This window comes from Algoriphagus sp. (genome assembly GCF_024642405.1).
In the GTDB taxonomy this organism is placed as follows: domain Bacteria; phylum Bacteroidota; class Bacteroidia; order Cytophagales; family Cyclobacteriaceae; genus Algoriphagus.
Genome location: NZ_JAHEBC010000351.1, coordinates 1 through 3,867, shown reverse-complemented (window position 1 = coordinate 3,867; position 3,867 = coordinate 1). Strand labels below are relative to the sequence as shown.

Annotated in this window: 5 protein-coding genes; 2 read left to right on the top strand and 3 right to left on the bottom strand. The window is 32.7% G+C overall.

All coding sequences use genetic code 11. The annotated features are described in order from the left end of the window. On the top strand, positions 1-872 hold an 872-nt coding region (locus tag Q0L68_RS17560), incomplete at its 5' end, for an insulinase family protein (protein WP_296705565.1). Here Q0L68_RS17560 and Q0L68_RS17555 read toward each other — a convergent pair. From Q0L68_RS17555 to Q0L68_RS17545, 3 genes are read right to left on the bottom strand one after another with little or no spacing between them, the layout of a single operon-like run. After that, positions 873-1,823, bottom strand: coding sequence for a glycosyltransferase (locus tag Q0L68_RS17555; protein ID WP_296705564.1), 951 nt, complete (start codon positions 1,821-1,823; stop codon positions 873-875). It abuts the gene before it with no gap. Next, on the bottom strand, positions 1,820-2,752 hold the full coding sequence (locus Q0L68_RS17550) for a hypothetical protein (protein WP_296705563.1): 933 nt from the start codon (positions 2,750-2,752) through the stop codon (positions 1,820-1,822). Before Q0L68_RS17550 ends, Q0L68_RS17555 begins: the two co-directional genes overlap by 4 nt. Beyond that, the gene (locus tag Q0L68_RS17545; RefSeq protein WP_296705562.1) at positions 2,724-3,134 is read right to left on the bottom strand and encodes an FdtA/QdtA family cupin domain-containing protein; all 411 of its coding nucleotides are present in this window, start codon (positions 3,132-3,134) and stop codon (positions 2,724-2,726) included. The genes Q0L68_RS17550 and Q0L68_RS17545 overlap by 29 nt, the downstream gene beginning before the upstream one ends. A gap of 130 nt (positions 3,135-3,264) precedes the next feature. On the opposite strand from Q0L68_RS17545, the gene Q0L68_RS17540 reads away from it, so the two are divergent. After that, positions 3,265-3,867: YigZ family protein (locus Q0L68_RS17540; RefSeq protein ID WP_296705561.1), on the top strand; the 603-nt coding region annotated here is incomplete at its 3' end.

Sequence of the window (3,867 nt, the reverse complement as noted above, 5' to 3'; positions counted from 1 at the left end):
AGGCAATAGAAAAAAGAAAGTCTCAAAAACGATTGGGTCAAAAACTTGAAAAAGAGAAAACTTCGGTAAGAGCCGGACAACTTTTTCGAAAATCCTTATTTGGTCCTTATCATCCTTACGGAATAGAGCCAGAAGAAAGTCATGTAGATGAAGTAACTCAGGAAAAATTAATTTTTTATTACCGCGAAATGCTTTGGCAAAACATTGAAGTTTTCGTGAGTGGAAATCTTTCAGATTTTGAATTTCAATTACTTGAAAAACACTTATCAGAATTACCAAATAGAATTGAATCTGAACAAATCCTAATACCTGACATAATAACAAATTATAGTTCGATTGAGTCTCGTGAAAATGCAGTTCAAAGCAGCATCAGAATGGGAAGTTTCTCAATTCCAAAATCACATCCAGATTTCATTGGGCTGACGGTTTTGAACACCATTTTAGGAGGTTATTTTGGGTCTAGGCTTATTAAAAACATCCGGGAAGATAAAGGTCATACCTATGGAATATTTTCAAGCTTGGCCGAAATTGGAAACTCAGAATACTGGGTTATTTCCGCAGATGTTCAAAAAACTTACTACAAAGAAGTAATAAGCGAAATTTACCATGAGATTAATAAATTGGTAAATGAACCGATATCTTCTGAGGAGTTAGAGGTTGTGCGAAATTACATGATAGGTCAAATGCTGAGCAGATTTAGCTCTTCCTTCGATCTGATGGATAGGTTTAGAGCAGTACATCAATCCGGTCTGGATCTCTCCTACTATTTCAATAAACTTTCCTATCTAAAATCTTTTCAGGCAAGTAATCTTCAAGAACTAAGCGAGACTTATTATAAGGATAAAATTCTTGTGGAGGTAATTGTTGGATAATTAAGTCAATCGGGTATAAATCCAAGAGATGTCAATTTTAAATCGAAGCCAAATCTTATAAATTACAAAAAAAGGGCTTTTTAAATTGATTTCATCTCCAAGGTCGATAAAACCTTTCGCTACTTTGAAATTTGCTGACCAAAGTGCGTGCTTCAACTCAAATAAGATCCTTTTCTTTAAAGCTCTATTTTCAGATTCGGTTTCATTCATCTTTTTTATTTTCTGACAAACCAAAAGAGTGCTAGGGAGCATTTTAGAATCATAAGGAATGTATTGTCTGCTGGATAATGAATCTGAATGCTTTCTTTTCAAAACCCCCACATGATCAGAAAAAACCAATGGATATTTTCTTGAAAGACGTACTTGAATGTCAAAATCCTCATAACTCAAATTCTCATCATAGCCACCTTCTCGAATCAATATATCCCTATTAAAAACGATAGTTGGTGAACAGATAGAATACAATTGAATCAATGTCTCATATAATTTACCAAACTCGATTTCTTCTTTTAATTCCCCTCCACTAGTTCTCTTATAAAAAGTCTTTACTATCCGATCTTCGTCAAGAATATAGGCATCCGAAAAAACAAATGCTATTTCCTTAGATGGCTTTAAGTGAGCAATTGATATAGATAAGTGATCAGGATATAACAAATCATCTCCTGAAAGATCAACTATATATTGGCTTTTTGATTTTTTTAAGGCATCGTTAAAAACTTTCAAATAGGATTGGGGCTTTTCATGGGAGATTAATTCCAATTTTAAAGACCCGGAATTTTCTTTAACCCATTTTTGAATTATTTCCAGCGAATTATCAGAACTTCCATTATCAATTATTATCAAATCTTTTTGAGCATAATCTTGGAGCTTTACACTTTCAAGGCACTCCTGAATCCAAGATTCATGATTGAAGCAAATACAAACTATAGTAACGAAGCCCGAACTTTTCATGATAAATTTTTTGCCCAGGTTATCTTATTCGAGAAGTCATTTGCAAATCTGGATTTGAAAAACATCAAAGGGTGATTAACATCATTTCCCAAATCTGAAGAGCCTAAATCGATAAGTCTCACCTTTTCTTCATTAGCTAGTTTAAAAAGCTGATAAAGGAGGATATCACCTCCATTTTTTAAATGAGACTTTGGATTGATTGCAGAAAGAAAATAATATAGTGTATCTGGAAAAAGTTTTACCGCCAAACAGTGAGCAATTGGATTTTTCAAATCCAAAACACTTATCAAAAAATACCTTTCCGGGTATTCTGAAACTTGAAGAATGATCCTATTTTCGTCAAAATTCATTTGATATCCTCTTTCCATATTCCATTGTCTGATATCATTAAGAAAATTAAAATTATTGATAGAATCGCTAATGATTTTTATCCCTTGTTTTTGTGTTTTGCTTTGAAATTTCGACTGTTCTAAATTAACCCATTTTTTAATTTTTTTCCTTCCTAAAAAAAATTGATGGCACAGTAAGTTTTTTGGACTAAAGCCATTTTTGAAAAGTAGATAATTGATCAAATCATAATATCCTTCATAGGGCTTTGGTGCTATGGTTATTTCAATTTTATTTATTCCAATTTCTAAAAGGTACGCTGTGATTTCATTAATAAAAATCTCCAAAGAATCAGATTGAATTTTTTCTAAAATGTAAAACCCACCAAATGGTGCCAATGGAATAGATTTGGCTTTTTGATCTTTTGAAATAGAAAAAGTGATGATTGCCTTTTTCTTGCTGTTTTTAACTAAGTGAAAATCAAGCAACTGTAAATCCCCTGGGATTGAAAAATTAGAAAGTAAATAATCTTTCTGACTTGAAGAAGATGGACTTACAAGCAATTCAAAACCTTTACTTATTTCTTTTTTGATAGTTGTCAAAATCTTTTTTATCTCTTATGTAATCCTCTTCTGAAAAAGCTCTGTCGCATAATCCTAAAAGTATGGAATCTTCAGAGAAACTAATAGATATCCAATTTAAAGGAGGAACAAATAAACCTTTGGATGAGGAATCCAAAGTAAACCATAACATTTCCCCTACCAGAGTTGTAACTTCAACTCTTAGAATTCCAACCAGAGAAATAATAACCTGAGACTCAAGTTGATGAGCATGATTGCCTCTCGTTTCTCCCTTTTTTACTTTCGAAATCCAAAAGCACCTTTGAATTCCAGAAGGAAATAGTTCCAGATTATCCCAAAAACTCAAATTACCACTCTCTGAGGAATGACCTGGTAAGTCTATTATATAGGGTCTATTTTCCATAATTAATTATGTACAAAACACGAATTGTCTCTCCTCCTAAAATTAATAGAAATGTTAGGGTATTAGGGTTAAGGAATGGTTAAATTTCTAATTTAGCCCTTGATTCAACACTTCCTACCATTTAAAATTCATGAATTCAGAAGGTCTAAATGATACTTATTTAACAATACAACGAACTAGTGAGGGGCTTTTTAAAGATAGAAGTAGCAAATTTTTCTTTTTTGCATTTCCAGTTAAAACAGAGGATGAAATTAAAGAAAATTTATCGGAACTCAGGAAGACTTATTACGATGCTCGCCACCATTGTTACGCATATGTTCTTGGAAAAGAGGGTGAAATATATAGGGCCGTTGATGATGGTGAACCAAATCATTCAGCAGGCGATCCTATTTTAGGGCAAATTAGATCCAAAAATTTAACAAATATCCTGATAGTAGTTGTTCGTTATTTTGGAGGAACAAAATTGGGTATGAGTGGACTTATTAATGCTTATAAAACTTCTGCGGCTTTAGCGATTGAAGAAAATGAAATAGTGGAGGAAAAAGTACTAGAATCAGTGCGGATTAAATTTCAATATCCTTCCATGAATGAAGTCATGAAACTGGTCAAAGCCCATGACTTATCAATCCTAGATCAAGAAATGATGCTAGATTGCCAGATGACTCTTGAATTCAGGACAGGGATTGAAAATGAACTTATTAATAGTCTTAAAGAAATCGAAAACCTCCAGATT

Bases quoted from the DNA above. Each gene is read 5' to 3' on its own strand.
- Q0L68_RS17555 (WP_296705564.1), bottom strand. From the start codon at position 1,823: ATGAAAAGTTCGGGCTTCGTTACTATAGTTTGTATTTGCTTCAATCAT.
- Q0L68_RS17545 (WP_296705562.1), bottom strand. From the start codon at position 3,134: ATGGAAAATAGACCCTATATAATAGACTTACCAGGTCATTCCTCAGAG.